General features: G+C 35.6%; 21 protein-coding genes, 2 pseudogenes and 1 riboswitch. Of the genes and pseudogenes, 9 read left to right on the forward strand and 14 right to left on the reverse strand.

The features are described from left to right. Positions 1–279: 279 nt before the first annotated feature. Both ILT06_RS27655 and ILT06_RS27660 read left to right on the forward strand, forming a co-directional pair. Complete coding sequence (locus ILT06_RS27655; protein WP_222655679.1) at positions 280–1806, forward strand: FAD-dependent oxidoreductase; 1527 nt, start codon at positions 280–282, stop codon at positions 1804–1806. Positions 1807–1949: 143 nt separating this feature from the next. After that, positions 1950–3251: an MFS transporter gene (locus tag ILT06_RS27660; RefSeq protein ID WP_088046917.1), complete on the forward strand. Its 1302-nt coding sequence runs from the start codon at positions 1950–1952 to the stop codon at positions 3249–3251. Between the two features lie 14 nt (positions 3252–3265). On the opposite strand, the gene ILT06_RS27665 is transcribed toward ILT06_RS27660, so the two are convergent. Then, on the reverse strand, positions 3266–4048 hold the full coding sequence (locus ILT06_RS27665) for a nucleotidyltransferase domain-containing protein (RefSeq protein WP_098102452.1): 783 nt from the start codon (positions 4046–4048) through the stop codon (positions 3266–3268). 121 nt (positions 4049–4169) lie between these two features. Then, on the reverse strand, positions 4170–5279 hold the full coding sequence (locus ILT06_RS27670; protein ID WP_098102451.1) for a PRK06851 family protein: 1110 nt from the start codon (positions 5277–5279) through the stop codon (positions 4170–4172). A 149-nt stretch (positions 5280–5428) separates the two neighbouring features. Beyond that, positions 5429–5541: riboswitch (SAM riboswitch) on the forward strand. 84 nt (positions 5542–5625) lie between these two features. Between ILT06_RS27670 and ILT06_RS27675 the strand changes: the two genes are divergently transcribed. Continuing rightward, positions 5626–6258 (forward strand): cyclase family protein, encoded by a 633-nt coding sequence (locus ILT06_RS27675; RefSeq protein WP_064477205.1) that lies wholly within the window; start codon positions 5626–5628, stop codon positions 6256–6258. Positions 6259–6285: 27 nt separating this feature from the next. Here the strand turns inward: ILT06_RS27675 and ILT06_RS27680 are convergent, their stop codons facing one another. The 7 genes and pseudogenes from ILT06_RS27680 to ILT06_RS27710 all read right to left on the reverse strand — a co-directional run bounded on the left by ILT06_RS27680 (position 6286) and on the right by ILT06_RS27710 (position 11351). Further along, positions 6286–6666, reverse strand: a complete 381-nt coding sequence (locus tag ILT06_RS27680; RefSeq protein ID WP_000424111.1) for a hypothetical protein — start codon at positions 6664–6666, stop codon at positions 6286–6288. Between the two features lie 275 nt (positions 6667–6941). Continuing rightward, positions 6942–7380, reverse strand: a pseudogene (locus tag ILT06_RS27685) (ATP-binding protein); the annotation flags it as partial. 168 nt (positions 7381–7548) lie between these two features. Further along, positions 7549–8814, reverse strand: a complete 1266-nt coding sequence (locus ILT06_RS27690; protein WP_064477204.1) for a hypothetical protein — start codon at positions 8812–8814, stop codon at positions 7549–7551. A 237-nt stretch (positions 8815–9051) separates the two neighbouring features. Beyond that, the gene (locus tag ILT06_RS27695) at positions 9052–9720 is read right to left on the reverse strand and encodes an LSm family protein (protein ID WP_064477203.1); all 669 of its coding nucleotides are present in this window, start codon (positions 9718–9720) and stop codon (positions 9052–9054) included. A 162-nt stretch (positions 9721–9882) separates the two neighbouring features. Next, positions 9883–10332, reverse strand: coding sequence for a hypothetical protein (locus ILT06_RS27700; RefSeq protein ID WP_064477202.1), 450 nt, complete (start codon positions 10330–10332; stop codon positions 9883–9885). A gap of 20 nt (positions 10333–10352) precedes the next feature. Beyond that, positions 10353–10877: a hypothetical protein gene (locus ILT06_RS27705; protein WP_064477201.1), complete on the reverse strand. Its 525-nt coding sequence runs from the start codon at positions 10875–10877 to the stop codon at positions 10353–10355. Between the two features lie 234 nt (positions 10878–11111). Next, complete coding sequence (locus ILT06_RS27710; protein WP_002006755.1) at positions 11112–11351, reverse strand: helix-turn-helix domain-containing protein; 240 nt, start codon at positions 11349–11351, stop codon at positions 11112–11114. A gap of 179 nt (positions 11352–11530) precedes the next feature. Between ILT06_RS27710 and ILT06_RS27715 the strand changes: the two genes are divergently transcribed. Continuing rightward, complete coding sequence (locus ILT06_RS27715; RefSeq protein WP_048541984.1) at positions 11531–11899, forward strand: hypothetical protein; 369 nt, start codon at positions 11531–11533, stop codon at positions 11897–11899. A gap of 195 nt (positions 11900–12094) precedes the next feature. Here the strand turns inward: ILT06_RS27715 and ILT06_RS27720 are convergent, their stop codons facing one another. Beyond that, the gene (locus ILT06_RS27720; protein WP_064477200.1) at positions 12095–13144 is read right to left on the reverse strand and encodes an NAD(P)/FAD-dependent oxidoreductase; all 1050 of its coding nucleotides are present in this window, start codon (positions 13142–13144) and stop codon (positions 12095–12097) included. Between the two features lie 331 nt (positions 13145–13475). Here ILT06_RS27720 and ILT06_RS27725 point away from each other — a divergent pair, with 331 nt between their 5' ends. The 3 genes from ILT06_RS27725 to ILT06_RS27735 are packed head-to-tail and all read left to right on the forward strand — an operon-like array spanning position 13476 to position 16486. After that, positions 13476–14393: an iron-hydroxamate ABC transporter substrate-binding protein gene (locus tag ILT06_RS27725; protein WP_000732569.1), complete on the forward strand. Its 918-nt coding sequence runs from the start codon at positions 13476–13478 to the stop codon at positions 14391–14393. Positions 14394–14441: 48 nt separating this feature from the next. Further along, entirely contained in the window at positions 14442–15482 is a 1041-nt protein-coding gene (locus ILT06_RS27730; RefSeq protein WP_222655680.1) for a FecCD family ABC transporter permease, read from the forward strand. After that, entirely contained in the window at positions 15479–16486 is a 1008-nt protein-coding gene (locus tag ILT06_RS27735; RefSeq protein WP_000983741.1) for a FecCD family ABC transporter permease, read from the forward strand. The genes ILT06_RS27730 and ILT06_RS27735 overlap by 4 nt, the downstream gene beginning before the upstream one ends. Before the next feature lie 45 nt (positions 16487–16531). Here ILT06_RS27735 and ILT06_RS27740 read toward each other — a convergent pair whose 3' ends face one another. From ILT06_RS27740 to mtnK, 3 genes and pseudogenes are all read right to left on the reverse strand, one after another. Then, the gene (locus ILT06_RS27740; protein WP_000926542.1) at positions 16532–17173 is read right to left on the reverse strand and encodes an L-fuculose-phosphate aldolase; all 642 of its coding nucleotides are present in this window, start codon (positions 17171–17173) and stop codon (positions 16532–16534) included. A gap of 54 nt (positions 17174–17227) precedes the next feature. Next, complete coding sequence (mtnA, locus tag ILT06_RS27745) at positions 17228–18271, reverse strand: S-methyl-5-thioribose-1-phosphate isomerase (RefSeq protein WP_064477199.1); 1044 nt, start codon at positions 18269–18271, stop codon at positions 17228–17230. Positions 18272–18283: 12 nt separating this feature from the next. After that, positions 18284–19513, reverse strand: a pseudogene (gene mtnK, locus ILT06_RS27750) (S-methyl-5-thioribose kinase). Positions 19514–20103: 590 nt separating this feature from the next. Between mtnK and ahpC the strand changes: the two are divergent. Both ahpC and ahpF read left to right on the forward strand, forming a co-directional pair. Next, positions 20104–20667 carry an alkyl hydroperoxide reductase subunit C gene (ahpC, locus tag ILT06_RS27755; RefSeq protein WP_000924417.1) on the forward strand — a complete coding sequence of 188 codons (564 nt, stop codon included), beginning with the start codon at positions 20104–20106 and terminating at the stop codon, positions 20665–20667. Between the two features lie 14 nt (positions 20668–20681). Further along, on the forward strand, positions 20682–22208 hold the full coding sequence (ahpF, locus tag ILT06_RS27760; RefSeq protein ID WP_222655681.1) for an alkyl hydroperoxide reductase subunit F: 1527 nt from the start codon (positions 20682–20684) through the stop codon (positions 22206–22208). Between the two features lie 48 nt (positions 22209–22256). Here the strand turns inward: ahpF and ILT06_RS27765 are convergent, their stop codons facing one another. Then, positions 22257–22865, reverse strand: coding sequence for an SAM-dependent methyltransferase (locus ILT06_RS27765; RefSeq protein ID WP_088046911.1), 609 nt, complete (start codon positions 22863–22865; stop codon positions 22257–22259). Positions 22866–22877: the final 12 nt, after the last annotated feature.

Raw genomic sequence — 22877 nt, forward strand, 5'->3', positions numbered from 1 at the left:
TATATTTTATAAGGTTTCGCTCCTTATTTATATACATACAATTCCATCCTACAAACTCTATTTTATTCAAGAACTCTCGTTATAAACAACAAATAAACTCACCTGAATCTAGCTTTACACAACTCATACCTCTTCATACCGACAACACCAAATAATTATATTAAAATAATTATATCTCTCTTTTAATAAAAATAGACTCTTTCTAAAACAGCGCACATGAATTTCATATCATATGGAAATATTAAAAGGAAAATTGTTCTAAAATCGGGAGGTTTTATAATGACAAGCGATACATTTCCACAATTCCCATTATCTTATTGGATTGAATCTACTCAGGTCCCTGCTTTTCCCCCTTTATCTGAAGATACAAAGACAGAAGTTGCTGTTATCGGAGCTGGTATTACAGGCATTACGACTGCCTATTTACTTGCAAAAGAAGGTATGAACGTTGTTTTAATTGATTCTGGGCTTATTTTAAATGGAACGACTGGGCATACAACAGCAAAGGTAACAGCACAACACGATCTTATTTATGATGAATTAATAAATCATTTCGGTGTGGAAAAAGCGAGGCTTTACTATGAATCAAATAATCATGCTCTACAATTCATAAATGAGACGGTGCAAACATATAAAATCGACTGTAATTTCTCAAATGAAGATTCATATTTATATACAACTACTGATAATGGATTAAGAAGTTTATCGAAAGAATATGAAGCCTATCAAAAATTAAATATACCTTGTGACTATGTTCAATCTCTATCAATTCCGATCCCAGTACAATCTGCACTTGTCATGAAAAACCAAGCACAATTCCATCCCCTCCTTTATTTGAAAACACTTTTAGAAAAGTTTGTGGAGATGGGCGGAAAAGTTTATGAACAAACAACAGCTATTGATGTGGAAAAGGGTGATTATCCACAAGTCATTACAAAGGGCGGACATCGCATCACTTGCAAATATGTTGTCTCTTGTTCACATTTTCCTTTCTATGATGCGAATAGCTTTTTCTTTACGCGAATGTATGCCGAACGCTCTTATGCTCTTGCAATCAAAGCAAAAACGGATTATCCAGGTGGCATGTATTTAAGTATTGATGACCCAAAACGTTCCTTGCGCTATACAACAAACAATGGAGAAAAATTAATTTTAATTGGCGGAGAAAGTCATAAAACAGGACAAGGAATAAACACAATGCTTCATTATGAAGCACTGTATTCTTTTGCGGAAGCAACGTTTGGAGTAGATGAAGTTCCCTATAGATGGTCAGCACAAGATTTAATCACGCTAGATAAGCTTCCTTATATCGGACATATTAACGAAAGAAATCCAAATATATTTGTTGCAACTGGATATCGTAAATGGGGAATGACAACTGGAACTGCTGCCGCTCATTTACTGAAGGACTCCATTCTAAAAGTCCAAAATCCCTATAAGGAACTGTATGCACCATCACGCTTCCATGCAAATCCAGATATAAAAACATTCCTCTCCCAGAACATTGATGTTGCGAAACATTTAATTGAAGGAAAGATTGAAACCACATTACGTAAGCCAGAAGATCTCGAAGTTGGTGAAGGATCTGTCGTACATGTTAACGGAAAACGAGCAGGTGCTTATAAAGACAAAGATGGAAAATTACATATTGTCGATACAACTTGTACACATCTCGGCTGCGAAGTTGAATGGAATAATGGTGATTGTACTTGGGACTGTCCTTGCCACGGTTCACGCTTTTCAATTGAGGGAGATGTTATGGAAGGTCCAGCAGATCAACCGTTAAAACGAGTTGATAATGAGTAAACAAATAAAGAAGTTCAACAGGTTTCCTGTTGAACTTCTTTATTTGTTATAAAACATTTTCAGATAAATCCCGATACAAGAAGGAAAATATTAACATAAAATAAAATAATATATTCATCTACAAATTAAAAGGAGTGAATATTATGCAACCTTCAGCTCCACCTCATCTAGAATCTACAGAAACTATCTTTTCGAGCTCTATTACAAAACTTGTTGTTTTTATTTGTTGGCTAGCTATTCTAGCTGATGGATATGATTTAGGTATTTACGGGGCCGTTCTGCCAAAGCTCCTAGAAGACAAAAGCTGGGCACTTTCACCAGCACACGCTGGTACAATTGCTAGCTATGCTTTATTTGGGATGTTTATTGGCGCTATTCTAGTTGGAACCATTACAGATCTAATTGGGCGAAAATGGACGCTTATATGCTGTTTAGCACTTTTTTCTATCACAATGGGTCTAGCTGCACTTGCTCCTTCTCCTGAATTATTTGGTTTATCTCGATTTATTGGAGGAATCGGATTAGGCGGTGTTATTCCAACAGCTTCAGCACTTACCGTTGAATATTCACCAAAAAAGCGGCAATCTTTTATTTATGCTCTTATGTTTACTGGCTATCCTTTAGGTATCGTGTTAGGCGCTATTTTGTCTATGTTCCTGTTAGAAGATTTCGGATGGAGAACTATGTTTGGCATCGGAATGATTCCACTGCTCCTCATTCCTTTCATCATTCGTTATTTACCTGAATCCATTCAATTTTTATTATCACGTAATCGCCAAGAAGAAGTAGAAAAAATCCTTCATCGTTTTCAAATTGAATTCCATGAAAACGATGAAACTCATCAAACCTCATCTAATATACGAAAGAAAAATGGATTTCTTACTTTATTCTCAAAAGAATACATAAAAGCAACGCTGCTTTTTTGGATCACTTATATAATGGGAATGTTTTTAATATATGGTTTAAATACTTGGTTACCGCAGATGATGCGCCAAGCAGGATACCCTCTTGGATCTAGTTTATCATTTCTACTTATGCTAAATATTACTGCCGCTATCGGTGCATTATTTGCTGGAGCAATTGCGGATCGTATAGGAGCTAAAATTGTTATTAGCATCTCCTATCTTATGGCAGCTATATGTATTGGACTATTAACAATTAAACCATCTGTTACAACCATCTACCTTTTAATTGGTCTTGCTGGAATTGGATCAGTCGGCATTACTCAAATATTAAATGCATATGTAACACAATACTTCCCATCCCATATCCGGGCTACTTCCTTAGGCTGGGGACTTGGACTTGGCCGAGTTGGTGCAATTGCTGGTCCTATTCTTGTCGGTATTATTATGACAATGCAGTACGACTTAGCATGGAATTTTTACTTATTCTCATTCGCAGGTCTTCTCGCAGCTATATCTGTTTTCTTTATTCCTACAAAATGAAAAAGAGCACAAACTCACTTGTGCTCTTTTTCATTTACTGCAAACAACATATCTCGAAACAATGTATTTAAACTCTCAATGTCGATTCCTAATCCCTTTTCAATTCCTTTTACATATTGCTGGTAGTAATGAAGTTGTTCTTCTAAAAATTGATTCAACACCTCAATTTTTAATCCAATATCTAATTCAGTACCTGCCTTTTTCTTTATTAACAACTGTTCAATTTCATCTAATACACTGCGTTCTAATGATAACTCTGTAATCAACCGATCAAATTCTACAGGTGGTAAAGTCTCTTTCTCCTCTAACCATTTACAAGCTAAAATAGGACGTAATACATAGAAGTACTTTTTCAACTTTACATTCTCACCTTGCAAAAATTCACGATAATTTTTTGAAGCCATATGTAGGTAATGATATATCGTTGCTTTTGGATCAAAGTGCTTATCACTCATTTGCTGAAGTTGTTCTGGAAAATGAGAGTTTTTCGAATAAAAAATCGGCGATCGAATCCATTCGAGTAAAGCTGGGTTTGACTTTGCGAATAATTGTAACGCTTTTTTAATATCCCATCCGCTTATATCTAAATCATCACTAATCGGATACTCAATTACATCTCGTTTATCATGAATTGATAAATACCATTCGACCGGGTGCATATAAACGAATCTAACATCATAATCACTATCTTTCGATGGAAATCCCCAAGCACGACTCCCTGATTCCACTGCAAATAAAATTTTCACATCATTCTCTTGTTCAATTCTTGCTAACTCCAACCTAATTTTCTCTCTCATTTCATACCCTCTCCATTTTTTGATTATTTCCTTGGAAATTCGACAAATATACTACTAAGTTTACTACATACTAAAATAGCTGTCAGAAAATTCCCGACAGCCTACCAAAGTTCCTTATTTTTTACTTGTTCTTTTCTGTTACACTAACCGCAATTCGTTCAAACTCTTTTTGAATCTCCTCTTTATATGCGTCTACTTTTGAAAAATCCATAGCAGCAATATAAATTCGTTCTAATTTATCACGAACTGATTTCGCTTTCGCTAGGAAAGACATCGCCTCATTCATTTTTGCTTTATATTGAATCGACACGTCACGAATTTCTGTCGCATACTTCTCATCTGTCCCTGGTGTCACAATCAAGGCATACATATCTATAATTTCATCACCTTCGCGGCTCGGAAAATATTCATGTGGTGCGGTACTATCAAAAATTGCAAACCCTAATTCTCTTACGATAACCATATCAAGACTATTTGGATCAAATCCACAATGATATACTTCAACTTCAAATCCTTTTTCTTCTGCTGCCTTAGCTAATTTTTTAAGCATTGTTGATTTCCCAGAGCCTGGGCGTCCTTTTATAAAATAACGATGTGGTAATCCCTCTGTTAAATTCGGAACAAAATCAACTGCTCCTTTCGGTGTAGCTGCCCCTAAAAACCGGTGTTTCACAAGCGATTGTTTCCCGCCTTTATCTGTAAATAACTTCTGAATCAGCTGATCGGTTAGTTCATTTGCTTTATTAAAATCAATATTATTAATATATATGTTCTCCCACTCATCATGTATAACTAGCGCCTCGTTAAAACATGCGTAAGCAGTTTGAAAAGCCTTACTTGCTTCTGAAACAAATCGTTCAATTTCCACCTTCTGCTTTCTTAATTTATCTGAGTCCCAAGCAACCCCTAAATTAATATACTCTTCAACAACTCCTGGCATTTTCGGCTCAATAACATGCGGTGATGTTCCATCAACAATTCCTACTTTTAACTTCGGGATAATTACACCATCAACCGATTTATTATCAGAAGAACAGTGTAAAAATTCAATATCATATCCTTTTTCAACCCACTCACGACCTATTGCTTTGATTAAAGAAGATTTCCCGGTTCCAGGACCACCCTTTAAAATAAATAACCTGTTTAGCCCTTTTAAATTCTCGTCGTATAAATTATGAAATCCTCTAGCTGTATTTCCACCAGCGTAATAATTCAATACATTTCCTGTCACTGCACTCACTCCTTCGCAGCATTCTATTTACATAAGCTACAATATGCGAGCAACTTTATTTGGGTGAATACCTATTTTGTATTGCACGAAAAAAGGAAATGAATTACAATTTAAAAGTAGTGAATATTCAGAAACGAAAACTTAATATGTCTTTATCAAGAGAGGCAGAGGGACCGGCCCTTTGACGCCCAGCAACCTCAGTTTATATAAACTGAATAGGTGCTAATTCCTGCAAAATGCATTGCATTTTGAAAGATAAAACGTAACTATTGTGTGCAAAACTCATCTTTCTTGATTATGAAGGGTGAGTTTTTTTATTTCAAAACATATATTGGAGGTATTTAAAATGAAAGTAATTGACCTATCACAAACATTTGAAAACAATATGTCCCAATTCCCTGGAACACCAAAAATCAATTTAGGAGCCATTACAAGCGTTGAAGAGACAGGCTATCAAGTTACAGATTTTCATTCTGTCGTTCATGTTGGCACGCATTGTGATGCTCCTGCTCATTTCATTTCAGGCGCAACGACTATTGATCAATTACCCCTAGATCAATTTGTAGGCGAAGCTGTTCTTATTGATGTAACTCATATTCAAGAGCGAAAGTTACGTAAGGAAGTATTACACAACGCTGACATAAAAGAAGGAGATATTGTTATTTTCCATTCCAATCTATCTACTAAATGGAATACAGAGGCGTATGAGCAAGAAGCTTTTTATCTTTCTGAAGAATTAGCCGAGGAATTAGTTCAATTAAAAGTAAAATCGGTCGGCCTAGATTTCATTTCTCCTGATGAGGTAACGACAGAAACATCACCAATACATCACATACTACTTGGGAATAATATTTATTTAATTGAAAATTTAACAAACTTAGATGCAATTCACACGAAACGTTTCTTTTTCTCAGCGGCACCTTTAAAAATTAAAGATAGCGACGGTGCTTTCGCAAGAGCATTCGCTGTAATTTTTTAAACAAACTATACAAAAAAGCAAAGATCATCATTGACCTTTGCTTCTATTTTTTTTATTTAAACTAAGAAAGAATTGCTCAACACGAGGACGTAACCAAGCTAAATAATCTTTCTCTTTCTTCTTTGTACAAGCTATTTCTTCCCCATCTACCATTCCGACAAGCTCTAGCTCTAACAGTTGCCTCGTAAATGCTAGCATATTTATTTCTTCGTCTGGATACTCTTCTTTTAATTTCTCCTCAATTTCCCCTAATAAAAAACCGTCACGCATCATTGCCAATGCATCAATCCAAAGTGGCGGCATTTCATATTTTTCTCCTGTAATTGTATCTTTTACAATATAATTCTTTTGCTCTTTTCGAAATTGAATCGTGTGTAAACATACAGTCGAATTTAATGTTAATTCCATCATACCACCTCTTTCATAATATCTGCATAGAAAAAAGGATGCGCGTGCACCCCTTCTTTCTCTAACACTACCGAACCGTTACATGAATAACAAATCTCATGTCGATATTTTCCTCCATTATAAACGAAGTATTTTATAAAAAAAACCCTTCTTGAAACATTTTATAAAATGTTTATATTTACACAACAAGAACACTTTTCTGAAAAATATTTTCCTCTAGCATATTATGCTGTCGGTAAAAAAATTTCCACTTTCGTTCCTATTCCCATGCTACTTTAAATCGCGATACTTCCTTGATGTTCCTAAATAATTTTATATGTAATCATTAACCCAAGTCCCGTACCATTCTCCTTTGTTGTGTAAAAAGCCTTTTCAACCTTCTCTATACCAAAGCCTTGATCTTCAACAGAAATATACAAATGCCTTTCAGTTTTTTGATATGCACGAATATGAATATCTCCACCTTCTGGCATTGATTCTATTCCATTTTTAATAACACTTGTTTTAATTTTTTATCATCACCATTTATAACAGGTAGATTTCCATCTACTTGCATATGAAATGTCACTCTATATCGCGCTGCATAACTTTCCATTAGCTGTACAACATATAAAAGGATTCCCGTATATTACACCATTCATAATTCGTTGATTTCGGTTTTCCTAATAACATCAATTCACTAACAAACCCGTTAATTCTTTCAAATACTTTTAAGGCTTCTTTTTCCTCATAAATAAAGCTTTTAAATTTGTTCATATAAATACTCCTCATGTTCTATACAAACACTCTACATATTATCTCCTTAAATTATCAGTATGAAATTGCTTTCAGGGCAATACGAAAAGGAAGGGGATCCCCATCCCCCTCCCTTTTCACTATAACTTATATCCATCTTACCCGATCATGTAGCAATCCATCCGTAAAATCATTTCCCCCTACTACAAAATCCTTCATATATAAATTTAAATATTCTCCATACTTACTTTCTGTATTTAATAATAATTCCTCTACATAATAGGCACCTTGTTTAAAGTTATCGAAAAGTAAACTACACAAACCAGCATAAATTCCGCATCCTACTTGGAAGTAAGTTGCATTTGTTTTATATTTACGAAAAACTTGACTGCTATTCATCACGTTATACATATATGTCTCGCTATTTTCATAAACGAGTAATACACCAACTAGATCCTCGCCAGCAATCTCTTCTTCCGCTGGATTAAATACTTTACGATTCCAGTTCCATAAATCTTCTACCTTATCTAAATTCTGCCTAATTACATTTGTTGTATACTCGTTAATTCGGTAAAGAAACCCAACTTCCATATTGAAGTTTTTCCCTAAAATTAAAACTTCCTCATGTGGCATTAAACAACCATAAAACTCTTTCTCTCCTAACTTTACTTTATACTCTGAAGCATATACATCTTCATAAAAATAAAGGGGACGATGATGACTCATATACATCGGATAACTCCATATCGCTTCATCTAGAAATCGCTCTACTGCCCATGAAGCATACAGTGTATGTGGCTTTATTAGTGCTGTATCATTCAAAAATGACGTATCATGTTCTACTATATAGCATGCTCTTGGCTTTTCCTGTGGGCGTTCCTTCATAAGTTCAACAACCATCCACTGAACAACACCTGGATTCATACCTGAGCCTATAATTGCCTTTGTACCTGTAAATTTCTCTTTCTCCTTCTCAAACCTCGTATATCTTTCCGTAAGCTGAAAGCCGATTAAACTATCGTCCTGATCTACTGCCTCATTTTCCAAAGCTGAATTAATATAACAAATTCCAAGTTCATTACAACAACTTAATACTCTGATTGTATCTGCCCCTGAAACATCAATAACAACACTCGTACTACTTTCTTTTAAATGCTGTTTAAATGTCACTACATCTTGAAGGTCGATTTCATATAAAAACAATTGATCTTTCAAATTTGGAAACAACTCATCATAATAAGTCCTATCTTTTTGTTTTATATCAACCAAATGAAATGTAACATTCTTTATCACTTCATAAATCGGGTCTTTTTCATTTACTATCGCTTGATTTAAAATTGCTAAAACTGCTTTTGCTGCTCCACCAGCACTACCAAGTAATGTAATCGATAACGAATTTGGAAACTGCTCCACAAACAAAACCCCTTTAATAAATTAGTTAAGCAGTTCTCCCTCAAAAAATAAATTGAATACATCAAAAGACAGCTCGTACATATTTTTTATGATTTAGCACAAGATTTCCTCTTCAACGTTCACACTAACACATTTATATTCAATTCATTTTTCCCCCTCATATTCAAATCGAGCTAAACAAATAGGCTCGACCTTTTCTTCTGCATATAAAAGAAAAAGCCAGCCCTTTCAACTAGTCTACGGACAATGGACAGATTTCACGTGTTGAATATTCACATACATTTTTGCATCACGTGCTTTTAATATTTCAATATGCCCTTCATCAATCTTTGCCATCTTTCCGATCTTATTAGATTCCTCACCTAAATCGAACACCATAATTTTGCCGGACATTTTAATAAGCTGTTCTTCAAATGTTCTAGCTAACGTAATATTTAATGGATTCACGGGGAGTTCATTTTTATTGAGGGCGTACGGGACTTGATTTTCTTTATACGGAATTAACCATTTCAAATGCTTTAAAGATATATATACTGTTTTATAAACTGGACTATAAAAAACAATATAATCGTTCATTACACTTGTAACATAACCATGTATTGGAGCATTTCCTGCTACATAAACTTCTGTAAAAATCCCTTTAGAAGTACTTAATACTTTTCTCAAAGAAATGGAAGGTGATTCCCTCTTAATTACAGAATCAACATCTGGTTTTGATATTTCTTCATCATGTGGTCTTAAAAATTTATAATATTGTACATGGTATAAAGATATATATACGTAGTCTTGTCCGTTGTAAAGAACAACAATATCATTTCCTACGTCTATTAATACACCTTTAAATCTTTTTTCACCGATTAATTTAACATATATATTTTCTCCAATACTTTTGTTTAACTCATTCATCTGTATCCTCCTTCCTATGGATTTCTTCTTTCCTGTCTTTCATTTCTAAAAAAATAATCAGGGCAAAGTTCTGTTTTAATAGTAAGTAATTCCTTTTCATACTATCGAAATAAGAAATTGTTCTTCTCTTTCCCTCATAATGCCCCTCTTATTTATTAAACATTATTCATCTTCATTCTTTTTACATTTCACTACTTGACTCACACTCTTAATATGATAATTAATGATATAAATGACTTCATCGCAGTTTACTAGTGTAATACATTCTTCATGCACTTCACTTAATAAACCTTCCACGCACTCTGGACCACCACGATTAATCTTTACCCACTTATACTTCAAGTCACGTAATACATCGACAAAAGTATCTTCATCAGAGCAGAAATATGAACTATAACAATCGCCACATTTACTTTCTTTCACTTTCTTAACTAGACTCTTCACATGTTTCAACTGATAATATACTAATTCACCATGAGGTAATTGTAGCGTTAGATAATTTTTGCCTAACGCTACGAGCTCACCCACTCGACTTTCTGGTCCGCGAAGATTTACTTTTACAGCCTCACCAACTAAACATTTAATTTGGTCACAGCATAATACATTCTCCAATTTCGTATCCCCCTTTCCTCTTATCTTCCTCTACTTGATTGTCTTTGTGCACGAGCGCGACCTGAATTATTGCTACTATTTTCCTTACTGCTACTATCATCGCTCTCATCGCTCTCTCCGCATGCTAATGCATTATAGTTAACGCTTTTAATATGCTTTATTGCAATTAATATAAGTTCCTCTTTTACGATTAATGTTACGAAATCACAAGATACATCTTGCAAAATGCCTTCTACTTTCTCTGGACCACCGCGATTAATTTTTACCCAGCAATATTTGAAAGTTTGAAGTAGTGCCTCAAAGTCTTCTGCACATTCGCAATCTTCCCACTCGGAATCACTTGATCCACAGTCTTTCGCATTTTTTGTAATACTTTTTAGATGACTAAGTTGATAGTAATAAAGCTCACCTTTTTCATTCTGCAATACGAAGTAGTCCGGACATACTGATATTATTGTTCCTTTTTGAGATTCCGGACCACCCCTGTTTACTCTCACATAAGATCCAATTAAGTCTTTCAGAAAATCACAATGAAATAAACTCACGAGAAAACCCCTTCCATTAATTTATAAGCTTTTGCACTGATAGTATATGTATCTGTACAGGTTACGTGCTCTATGTTTGTCCTAGCTGTAAAAAAATATGCTTTTAACATGGTAGACTACTACCTATCAAATTCCAAAAAATCCTGGGGACTCCTTAAAATTTTGATATCTTGAAACTAAAAATCCCGTATGAAGATACATTTCTGCATATCTTCATACGGGATCTCCCATAGTTTAATCTTCGTCTTTAACATCCATATCTTCTGGAATTGGTTCGTTCAATATATCTTCCACTAATTGCTTATATTTCTCCATTTGTTCTAAATGTGTATTGAATTGTTCTTTATTTAATAAATATTGCTCTCCATCAAATAATGCACGAATTTTCTTTTGCTGAATTAGCTCTTCAATATACGACTTTGGTAAATTCAAATACTCCGCAGCTTCTTCTACTGTTATATACAACGCGTTCATTCCTTTATTATTTTTTCATATATACTGTATCTTACTTTATTTTTGTAAACAAATAAAAAAGATTTTGTAAATGCAATTTAAAAAGAAGGTGGATGCATTCCATATATTGTATAATAATATAGTAAGGATTTTTTAAATATAGAATGGTATTACCCATTTACACAAAGGAGAGTTAACATATGGCTACTCGTCACATCATTACAATGTTAGAAAAAACATTACAGGTTGAAACAGAAAACACAATTTCTCATTTAACTACATCTTTATCTGATCGTATTCTTTCTCAAAGCTCAGTAATACATGAAAACAATTGTTACCATACAATTGGGGAATGGTACAAAAATCATTTTTTATTCCAACAAGATGATTTCCTTTGGGCTAAATACGCTTTCTATGACGCATATTGTGAAGCTATAAAGGGACAAGGACATCTTACAAAACGCGTCCGTCAAATATTAGAATCATTAGCTCGAATGCATGGAAAACAGTATATTGCGTCTATATTAAATATGCCATTTCCTAACGAACGAGCTAAAGGGACAGCATAATGTAATATTGTTCTGCGTCAGCAAAACATAGATTCATTGTTTTCTAGGAAGATTTACAAATAAAACGTTCATATCACATGAACTGATGAAACCGGTGTCATTATAATGATTGAAAATATAGTAAACAGGAAAACCCCCATTTACCTCTCTTATCACTCGAATAGAGAAGTAAATGGGGGTATACTTGTTTTTTTATTATTTCATCATCTGCTTGATCAATTCACGATTTCTCTTCTTAAATACTTCATTATGCGAAGAAACCATTCCGTACTCACTTGCATCTGGTTGAATAAATTGTTTCGCTTTATTTACAGCATTTCCAGCATCTTGGAATGCTCCCGCGATTAAGTGTAATTTCCCTTCGTGCTTTAAAATATCTCCCGCAGCATATAATCCATCTACAGAGGACTCACTATTCGCATTACCTGCAATATAATAATTATCTATAATTGCAACGTCTAACTCACTATTTTCTAATAACGTAATGTCACGTTCATATCCATGGTTAATAATCACTTCATCAATAGGTAAATGTGAAATTTCACTTGTTTCATGATTCGTTAATTCTACATATTCGATCGCTTCATGATTATCACCAGCAATGAGTTTTGTAATCGATGTATTAAAGAAACACTCCGCCGAGCTGTTCAGCAGTTGTTTTACTTGTGCTTCATGGCCAGATAATTCTTCTTTTCTATATGTTACATACACTTTTTTCGCAATTGGTTCTAATTCATTTGCCCAATCAACAGCAGAATTTCCTCCGCCGGAAATAATGACCGTCTTACCTTTGAAACGCTTTAAAGATTTCACTGTATAATTTAAATTAGATACTTCAAATCGCTCAGCACCTTCAATTGATAACTTTTGAGGTTTCAATATACCACTTCCAGTTGCGACGATAACTGTTTTTGAAAAATGTTCTTCTCCAGTGATCGCTTTTAACGTAAAAGTGCCATCTTCGTTACGAATAATCGATTCTACTTTTGTATTTAATACCACTTCTGGCTTAAATGTTAGCCCTTGCTGTACAAGTTGTTCAATTAGTTTATCACCTGTAACTGGCAGCAGCCCTCCTACATCCCATATCATCTTCTCTGGATAAACATGTATTTTTCCACCTAACTGTGGTTGAAATTCTATTATTTTCGTTTTCATCTCTCTGAGTCCACTATAAAAAGCTGAATAAAGCCCTGCAGGTCCTCCGCCTATCACAGTTACATCAAACAATTCTTCTTGATTCATTCGTGTCACTCCTCAGCTACTAGTCGTTGATTATCATTCTCAATAAAATATAACCTGTTTCCGCAAAATTTACAATCAAAATTACTATTGACAATACACCTATATAAAATTATATTATTTAAAGAATCAATAGTGATAATCATTATCAATTTGTTAATAATTAGCAAATTTGAGATTACATCTTCTTTTATTAATATGGTTAATACTATATTGTAGTATCTCATATTCAAGATTTTTAATAAGCATTTTGCATTACCACTACTCTTTCAAAAAGATTGCAGTTAAACAAATTATTATATACACATATCATCTATGTTAAAGGAGAAAGACAATGAAAAAGTTATTTATTTCACTAACAGTTCTTTTCGTTCTTGTTATGAGCGCTTGTAGTAATGGCTCTACAGACAAAAAGAACGATGCAAAAGGTAGTAAATCAGAAACAATTACATACCAATCTGAAAATGGTAAAGTAGAAGTTCCTGCAAATCCAAAACGCGTTGTTGTTTTATCATCATTCGCTGGTAACGTAATGTCATTAGATGTAAATCTTGTTGGGGTAGATTCATGGTCTAAACAAAACCCACGCTTTGATAGCAAACTTAAAGATGTTGCTGAAGTATCAGATGAAAACGTTGAAAAAATCGCTGAACTAAATCCAGATTTAATCATTGGTTTATCAAATATTAAAAATGTTGATAAGTTAAAGAAGATCGCTCCTACTGTAACGTACACTTACGGAAAAGTTGATTACTTAACACAGCATTTAGAAATCGGTAAGTTATTAAACAAAGAAAAAGAAGCAAAAACTTGGGTTGATGACTTCAAGAAACGTGCACAAGACGCTGGTAAAGAAATTAAAGCAAAAATTGGTGAAGATGCAACAGTTTCTGTTGTAGAAAACTTCAACAAACAGCTTTATGTATACGGCGAAAACTGGGGCCGTGGAACAGAAATTCTGTACCAAGAAATGAAATTAAAAATGCCTGAAAAAGTAAAAGAAAAAGCATTAAAAGAAGGTTACTACGCATTATCTACTGAAGTATTACCTGAATTTGCTGGTGATTACTTAATCGTAAGTAAAAACAAAGATACTGATAACTCATTCCAAGAGACAGAATCATATAAAAACATCCCAGCAGTAAAAAATAATCGCGTATACGAAGCAAACATGATGGAATTCTATTTCAATGATCCACTTACATTAGACTTCCAACTAGACTTCTTCAAGAAGAGCTTTCTTGGTAAATAATACAAACATGAGGAATTCTTAAATTAAGAATTCCTCTTCCTTTATTCTATGAACAGAAAAGATGTGAAACGAATGACAAAAGATCACGACAATCCACGTTCTATAGCTTTTACATACAAACTCATTTTGAGCATAATTGCATTCTTTCTTATTTTTATGGTGGCAATGGTATTAGGTGCTGCAGATACTTCAATAAAAGACGTATGGTTAGCACTCACATCCTCCGCTAAAGGGGACAAAATATCTATTATTCGCGAAATACGTTTGCCACGTGAAGTTGCTGCTATTTTTGTAGGAGCGGGCCTTGCTGTTTCTGGAGCAATTATGCAAGGATTAACACGAAATCCACTTGCAGATCCTGGATTATTAGGGCTATCTGGTGGAGCAAATGCTGCACTTGCGTTAACGCTAGCCTTCAACCCTTCCATAAGCTATCTTTACTTAACATTTGCTTGCTTTATCGGTGCTGCAATTGGCGCGATTATGGTATTTGGAATTGGTATGGTGAAAAAAGGCGGGCTGTCCCCTCTTCGAATTGTATTAGCCGGTGCTGCCGTTTCAGCATTTCTACTCGCAATTTCAGAAGGAGTCGGTATTTACTTCAAAATTTCACAAGATGTATCACTTTGGACTGCCGGGGGCGTAATTGGAACTACTTGGAGCCAATTGAAAATTATTATTCCAGTCATTTCAATTAGTATCTTTATCGCTATCTTACTAGCAAAAATATTAACAGTTCTTAGTTTCAGTGAAGAAGTGGCTATTGGACTAGGTCAAAAAATTATTGTTATTAAAACCATTCTATTTATCATTATTATCTTACTTGCTGGTGCTTCTGTAGCGCTTGTCGGAAATATGGCATTTATCGGTTTAATGGTACCTCACATGGTACGCCCAATTGTCGGTCCAGATTACCGATTTGTTATACCGATGTCAGCAATTGCTGGAGCTTCCTTTATGCTACTTGCAGATACAATCGGACGTACTATTAACGCTCCATATGAAACACCAGTTGCCGCTATTGTCGCAATTGTAGGGCTGCCATTCTTCCTATTCGTTGTACGTAAAGGAGAAAAAACATTCTCATGATGCAATCTATTCTAAGAAAACAACGTCTTATTATACTCGCTTTACTAATACTGACCATCACCACCATTGTAGTTGGAATGGGACTTGGTTCAGCATCTTTATCTTATGATCGACTACTCCCAACATTAATGGGACAAGGGACTTTTAAAGAGGAGTTTGTTTTATACTCTTTAAGACTACCTAGAATTGTTATTACATTATTAGCTGGTATGGCTCTCGCTTTATCAGGGGCTATCTTCCAAGGAATTACTCGAAATGATTTAGCTGAACCTGGTATTCTCGGAATCAACTCTGGGGCCGGTGTTGCTGTTGCTATTTTCTTTTTATACTTTCCAATAGATGTAGGTTCATTTCTTTACTTACTACCAGTCGTTGGATTTATCGGGGCTTTTCTTACAGCTGTTCTAATCTACGTATTTTCATATAGCAAATCAACTGGGCTTCAGCCAATCCGACTAACATTAACTGGTATTGGTTTTTCATTTGCACTATCTGGAATGATGATTGTCCTTATTTCATCCGCTGATCGTATGAAAGTGGACTTTATCGCCAAGTGGATTGCCGGAAACATTTGGGGAGATGACTGGGTCTTCGTTTTAGCAATGCTCCCATGGTTAATCGTATTAATTCCGTTCGTTTTCTATAAAGCAAATCGATTAAACATTCTAGCATTAAACGAGCCAGTCGCAATCGGTGTTGGAATTGAAATTGAAAAAGAACGCAGATACTTATTAGTTGCAGCCGTTGCGCTTGCTGCTGCAGCTGTTTCCGTAACAGGAGGAATTAGTTTTATCGGACTAATGGCTCCTCATATCGCGAAATCTTTAGTAGGTCCAAGACATCAAATTTTCATGCCTATCGCCCTTTTAATCGGCGGATGGCTATTGCTATTAGCAGATACAATTGGCCGAAACATCGTTGAACCTAATGGCATCCCAGCAGGTATTGTCGTTGCTTTAATTGGTGCTCCTTACTTTATGTATTTGTTGCTTAAGAAGGCGTAAAGAAACCCCCTCAAGATTTTTTCTTGAGGGGGTTTTTATTTCATTCTACTGCTGCCCATACCCTTCAAACTTCTTAGCCAAATTCGCCATCTCATCTTCTGGCAATAGCTTCGGCTCTCCGACGCTTTTTGTTTGATAGTAAATTTGCGCACAAAACTCGATTTCTTCCGCAACAGTAAATGCCATTTTTATGTTATTTGCACCTGCAATTAAACCGTGGTTCTCAAGTAAAACGGCACGACGATCAATCATGCCTTCAAAAGCAGCATCTGCTAATTGCTTCGTGCCAAATGTTTCATACGGTGCACAGCGTACATTCGGGCCTGCGAAAGCGATTAAATACGATACTGCAGGAAGTTCCCATCCTAATGATGCAATCGTCTTCGCATAAGGTGAATGTGTATGCACAAGCGCATTTATATCTTCACGATTTCTATAATAAATAAGGTGCATGTCTAACTCGCTTGATGGCTTTCTCTCTCCCTCTACCACTTCACCATCTAAGTTTAATATAACTACATCTTCAGGTTTTGTTTCATAATACTCTAAACCACTTGGGCTAATTGCAACAAGAGCTTGCTCGCGATTGAAAATACTAATATTGCCGCCTGTCCCCTTTGTTAAACCGCTAGAAATCATTTTCTTTCCATACGCTACAATTTCTTCTCTTTCTTTTTGTAATAACATATACATCCCCCTAAGTATGAAGCTTATGATGACTGACTTTTTAAATCTATCTACTTATTGAAATAGCTTTTTTAAATTCTCCGTAAACGGCGCTTTTACAATCCCTTTTTCCGTAATAATCGCTGTTACATTTTCATGTGGTGTGACATCAAATGCCGGATTATATACTTTACTTTCTTTCGGAGCAGAATATTGTCCGAAGCGATTAATCACTTCAGAAGCATCTCTTTCCTCGATTGGAATTTCTTTTCCTGTCGGTGTTTTTAAGTCGATTGTCGGTGTTGGTGCTGCTACATAAAACGGAATGTTGTAGTATTTTGCTAAAATAGATACGCCTAATGTCCCAATTTTATTTGCTACATCACCGTTTGCTGCCACACGGTCACACCCAACGATTACAGCGTCGATTTTTCCTTGTGACATGACCATAGCTGCCATATTATCCGTAATAACAGTAACATCAATCCCCGCTCGCTGTAGTTCTAGTGCTGTTAACGTTGAACCTTGTAATCTAGGACGTGTTTCATCCGAAAAGATTTTTAAGTCCCATCCTTTTTCTTTCGCTAAGTACATTGGAGCCGTCGCAGTACCATACTTAGTCGTCGCTAACGCACCAGCGTTACAATGTGTTAATACCCCCATTCCATCATGGAATAATGTTAATGCATGTTCTCCAATTTGACGGTTAATTTCTTCATCTTCTCTATGAATCTCTTTTGCCTCTTCTAGTAATCTATCTTTCAACTGGGCGATTGATAAGTGCGCGTTCTCTGTCGCTACCGCCTCCATTCTTTCAAGTGCCCAGAATAAGTTTACTGCTGTCGGCCTTGATGTTGCCAAATATGCACATACTTTTTTGACTTCCTCTATAAATTCTTCCACCGTACTTTGATTAACTTCCTTAGCTCCTAAATACACACCATAAGCTGCTGAAACACCAATCGCTGGTGCTCCTCTTACTTTCATTACTTGAATGGCATCCCACACACTTTCAGCTGTCTTGAAAGATTCATAGACAACTTCATTCGGTAATAATGTTTGATCTAATAAAACTAAAGCATCTTCTTTCCACTGAATTGGTATTAATTGCTCTTCCATCATCTTCTCCCCTTACTTCGCGTAGTGCATTGACTGTTCTTTTAACGTTTCTACAAAGCTTGTGCCTGTTTTATATTGATTCGCTCGTAAAATAAACTTCTTCGCTACTTAAAGACAAATGCGTTCCGCTCTAGCACGTGCTTCCTCATTCTCAATACAAGTAATATCTTTCACTTTCGCTAGCCCAACAATACGACGAATTAACTCAAGGCCCGTCACTGCAGCCGTATCTTCTAATACAGATTGTAAATATACTTCGTTAAAGCCTTCTTCCTTCGCCATAATCTCGGTCACATGGATATTCCAAGCATCTAAAAACTTCTTCTTAAATAAATCAATTACCTCTACCATTGTCGATTGTAGCCAACCCATATACGTATCTTTCTCAGCTCCAAGCGCCATGGTCGCATCTGCATTCACCCAAGCAAACATTAAATTTGCCATTACATTCCCAACGTCATATCCCATCGGTCCATAAAAGGCAAACTCAGGATCAATAATCTTCGTGGAATCATTTTTCACAAAAACAGAACCAGTATGCAGATCACCATGAATAAGCGCCTGTGCATTCGTCATAAAAAAAAACTTAAGTTTTGCTACTTCCATACGAAGCTCTTTATCACTATAAATATGCTCTCTAATCCATCCTTCATTTAACGGAAATAACTCGTTACGCTTATTATGATTTGTAAATGGCTCAGCGTAGACGAGGTCTTCTGTAATTTCACATAACTCAGGATTTATATAATTTTTCACAAGGTCCTTCTTTTCTTTATGATTCATTACAACATCTGATGTCAATAAGAGTGTGTTTACCAAAAAGGTCGTTACATCATCCGCAAGCTTTGGAAACATTTGATGATTTATAAGTGCTGTACGTAATATTGTATGGTCCGATAAATCTTCCATTACGCAACAATTCATCACACTATCAAACAAATACACCGTTGGAACAAGCCCAGGTGCTAACTCCTCCTCTAACTGCAAAACATCCGATTCTATACGAATACGATTCGTCGACAACTTAAACTCATCTGAAATACGCGCTGTATGCCCAGCTTGCTTTACAATGACAGAAATATTCTTCTGTTCATCCCAAACGCGGAACACATAATTTAAATTCCCATCACCAATTTCTTTACACTGTAACCCCTTTGCACTCTCAAACTTACATAATTTCTCTTTCACATATGCAATCACATCGTTAGCTTCCATTAAAAAATACTTCGTGAACTTAGACATGGTTTCCCCTCCACACTAATTGTAAGCGTTTTCTAAAAGCCGTAAAAAATAATAGACTGAAATCTTTTCGATCTATACTATATCTTTATTGTTGCAATACATATCTCGTTTTTATTATATCTTGTTAGAAATGAGCGTCAATATTTCTATTTCTCATTGCAATCTACTTCTTATTATATGCATTTAAGATGACAATAATTGTTCACAAAGATTCCGATACATTTTATTTTATTTATCGCACAATTCTTTGTAAAATAGAAATAAGCAGTTCCTTTTCAAATCTACAACTTCTAAGAAATATCTCCTTCCTAAGAATTTATACTTACACCATATCTCTAACATACACACTACTCTTTCAAACACTCATTGAAAATTTATGACATGAAAATTACCTTTTAATTCCCTAACAACCTTAATTGAGAATAAATATTAATTAAATTGGTATAAAGTTGGTTTATTCTCTTGACAAAATAACCACTTCTATATGATAATTAATATCGAATTAGAATTATTATAGTTAATTAAAAAATATATTTTATGAGCACACTATTTTTTGATGCTCAAAACCAACATTTAGGAGGAATTTTAATATGTTATTAATCGGCACAGAAGTAAAACCGTTTAAAGCTAATGCTTACCATAATGGAGAATTTATCCAAGTTACTGACGAAAGTTTAAAAGGAAAATGGAGTGTAGTTTGTTTCTACCCAGCTGACTTCACATTCGTTTGCCCAACTGAACTTGAAGACTTACAAAACCAATACGCAGCTCTTAAAGACTTAGGCGTTGAAGTATACTCTGTATCTACAGACACTCACTTCACTCACAAAGCATGGCATGATAGCTCAGAAACTATCGGCAAAATCGAATACATTATGATTGGTGACCCAACTCGCACAATCACTACAAACTTCAACGTTTTAATGGAAGAAGAAGGTCTTGCTGCTCGTGGTACATTCATCATCGATCCAGACGGCGTTATCCAATCTATGGAAATCAATGCTGACGGTATCGGCCGTGACGCAAGCATTCTTGTTAACAAAATTAAAGCAGCTCAATACGTACGTAACAACCCAGGTGAAGTTTGCCCAGCTAAATGGCAAGAGGGTTCTGCAACACTTAAACCAAGCCTTGACCTTGTAGGCAAAATCTAAGGAGTTCGATCAAAATGATACTAGATGCAGATATAAAAACACAACTATCCCAATACCTTCAGTTAATGGAGAACGATATTTTACTTAAAGTAAGCGCTGGAGACGACGACGTATCTAAAGATATGTTAGCTCTAGTAGACGAATTAGCTACTATGTCATCTAAGATTACAGTAGAAAAAGTTGAATTAGAGAGAACACCAAGCTTTAGCGTAAATCGCCCTGGTGAAGACACTGGTGTCGTATTCGCTGGTATTCCATTAGGACACGAATTTACTTCATTAGTGTTAGCTTTACTACAAGTAAGTGGACGCGCTCCAAAAGTTGAACAAAAATTAATCGATCAAATCAAAAACATTCAAGGCGAATATCATTTTGAATCTTATATCAGCCTAAGTTGTCATAACTGTCCTGATGTTGTACAAGCTCTTAACGTAATGAGCGTTCTAAACTCTGGTATTACACATACTATGATTGATGGCGCTGCATTCAAAGAGGAAGTAGAAAGCAAAGACATCATGGCAGTACCAACAGTTTTCCTAAACGGCGAATCTTTCGGAAGCGGTCGTATGACACTTGAAGAAATTTTAGCTAAAATGGGTAACGGTCCAGATGCATCAGAGCTTTCTGATAAAGATCCATACGATGTTCTTGTTGTTGGTGGCGGCCCTGCTGGTGCAAGTGCAGCGATTTATGCAGCACGTAAAGGCATCCGTACTGGTATCGTTGCTGAGCGCTTCGGTGGTCAAGTAATGGATACTATGGGTATTGAGAACTTCATCAGCGTAAAACGCACTGAAGGTCCTAAGCTAGTAGCAAGTCTTGAAGAGCACGTAAAAGAATACGACATCGATGTAATGAATCTACAACGTGCAAAACGTTTAGAGAAAAAAGAACTTATTGAAGTGGAACTTGAAAACGGCGCTATTCTGAAAAGTAAGAGCGTAATCGTTTCAACAGGTGCTCGCTGGCGTAACGTTGGCGTACCAGGTGAAGCTGAGTTCAAAAATAAAGGTGTAGCATACTGCCCACACTGTGACGGTCCATTATTCATCGGAAAAGACGTAGCTGTTATCGGCGGAGGTAACTCTGGTATTGAAGCAGCTATCGACTTAGCAGGTATTGTTAAGCACGTTACTGTTCTTGAATTCATGCCAGAATTAAAAGCTGATGCTGTATTACAAGAGCGTCTTAACAGCTTACCAAACGTAACTGTTTTGAAAAACGTTCAAACGAAAGAAATCACTGGTACTGATAAAGTAAACGGTATTTCTTACATCGATCGTGAAACTGAAGAAGTTCATCACGTTGAATTACAAGGTGTATTCGTACAAATCGGTCTTGTGCCAAACACAGACTGGTTAGGCGAAACAGTTGAACGCGCTCGCGGTGAAATCGTAACAGACAAGCACGGCGCTACAAACGTACCAGGAGTGTTTGCAGCAGGTGACTGTGCAAATAATCCGTACAAACAAATCATCATCTCTATGGGTTCAGGTGCAAACGCAGCTTTAGGTGCATTTGATTACTTAATCCGTAACTAAGTATATAGACGTGAGTAAAGAAAAGCAGGTGCCAAGGCACCTGCTTTTTTATATTCTTAATGTATAAACTAAAAATCTCTCATTCCCATTCTTCTCATAAGCACCCGACAACCTTACTTCCCTCTTCAGCTCAAACGCAGTCTGGTTCTCTAAGAAGAAAATATAATCTTCAGAAGGATAGTATAAAATAATATCCACTTCTCTCTCCGCTTCTTCTACCGAAAGTAAAATGTTATTTACTACGTTCATAAATACTTGTACAGAAAATGGATTAAAGAAATAAAACCGGTTATCACGTGAATCAATCTCATATTCTTGCGCTAAACAGCATTCAAACCCAATTTTATCTTTACTGTTTCTTACCTTTCGTGCATAGCGCTCTAGATTATCCATTGCTTCTTTATAAAACTCTTCATTCATTTCAATTCCAACCGCTGAAGCACCACACTTATGGTGCATGTAAAAGTTTAATCGTCCTTTTCCGCACCCAAAATCTACAATTCGGTCGCTACTTCTTATTTCATATTGATTCAATAACTCATCTAATCCGCTATATGGCGTCGGTTCATAACGGTGATAATGCATAGATTTATTAAAGCCCTTTTGCTCACCGACAGTTTTTATATGTAATACAGCATCGTAATATTGTTCGTTCATTCGTCTTCTCCT

The organism is Bacillus sp. 17RED48, assembly GCF_019837545.1.
GTDB classification, from domain to species: Bacteria; Bacillota; Bacilli; order Bacillales; family Bacillaceae_G; genus Bacillus_A; species Bacillus_A wiedmannii.